The 1,308-nt window shown below is 66.5% G+C and carries 2 protein-coding genes; both read right to left on the reverse strand.

What is annotated here, in order from left to right:
• The coding region (locus VA603_RS11440) for a CheR family methyltransferase (protein ID WP_323438915.1) at nt 1–844 on the reverse strand (844 nt) is incomplete at its 3' end.
• On the reverse strand, nt 829–1,308 hold a 480-nt coding region (locus VA603_RS11445; protein ID WP_323438916.1), incomplete at its 5' end, for a response regulator. The genes VA603_RS11445 and VA603_RS11440, both read right to left, overlap by 16 nt.

The following is a 1,308-nucleotide window of genomic DNA, read 5'->3' on the forward strand; positions in this document are numbered from 1 at the left end:
GGTAGAGCCGCAGCTCGGCGTCCAGCGGCACGAAGTCGCGGGCGCTGGGCGCGAACCGGATCGACTCGCGGTTGCCCAGGCACAGGAACCCGCCGCGGCTGAGGCTGCTGCGGAACAGCCCCAGCACCCGGTCCTGCAGGGCGTCGGAGAAATAGATCAGCACGTTGCGGCACAGGATCAGCTGCGCCTCGCAGAACACCCCGTCGCAGACCAGGTTGTGGTTGGCGAAGGTGACCCGCTCGCGCAGCCGCGCGTCGAGCTTCATGAAGTCGTAGCGGGCGTGGTAGTAGTCCGACAGCGTCTGCCGGCCACCGGCGGCCAGGTAGTTCTCCGAGTACAGGCGTGCGTCGCGGATCGGGAAGATGCCCTCCTGCGCGCGCGCCAGCGCCTCGTCGCTGAAATCGGTGGCGTAGATCTGGCAACGATCGTACAGCCCGGCCTCCTTGAGCAGGATGGCCAGCGAGTACACCTCCTGCCCGTGCGCGCAGCCGGCCTGCCAGATGTTGATCTGCGGGTAGGAGGCCAGCACCGGGAACACTTCGTCGCGCAGCTTCCGGAACACCGCCGGGTTGCGGAACATCTCCGACACCGGCACCGACAGGCGCGAGATCACCTGCGAGACCATCTCGTCGTCGCGCAGCACGCGCGCGGTCAACTCGCCGATGTGCGGCATCTCCAGCGTCTGCACCAGCGCCTGCACCCGGCGCTTCAGCGAAGCCGGGGCGTAACCGGAGAAATCGTAGCCGTGCCGCCGCGCCATCGCCTGGATGAAGGCATCGACTTCGATGTCGTCGATCTCATCGCGACTGGCAAGGGGAGCATCGGGGCCTACTTTTGCAGCCATACGCGCATCATCGACAACAGCTTGTCCAGGTCCACCGGCTTGGTCAGGTAATCGTTGGCACCGGCATCCAGGCACTTGTCGCGGTCACCGTGCATCGCCTTGGCGGTGACCGCGATGATCGGCAGGTTGGCCCATTCCGGCCGCTTGCGGATCTCGCGGGTGGTCTCGTAGCCGTCCATGCCCGGCATCATGATGTCCATCAGCACCAGCTCGATGGACGGGTTTTCCTGCAGCTGCTGCAGCGCCTTGTAGCCGTCCTGGGCCATGATCACGTTCATGCCGCGCGCGCGCAGCGACTTGGACAGGGCGAACAGGTTGCGCATGTCGTCGTCGACCAGCAGCACCTGGCGGCCGCCCAGGTTCTGGTCGTCCGAAGGGGTGGCGTTGGCGCCGCGCGAACCAATGCTGTGCAGGAACAGGCTGACCTCGTCGAGCAGGCGCTCGGGCGAGCGCTGGCCCTTGAT

Source organism: Stenotrophomonas capsici (genome assembly GCF_034961085.1).
GTDB lineage: Bacteria > Pseudomonadota > Gammaproteobacteria > Xanthomonadales > Xanthomonadaceae > Stenotrophomonas > Stenotrophomonas capsici.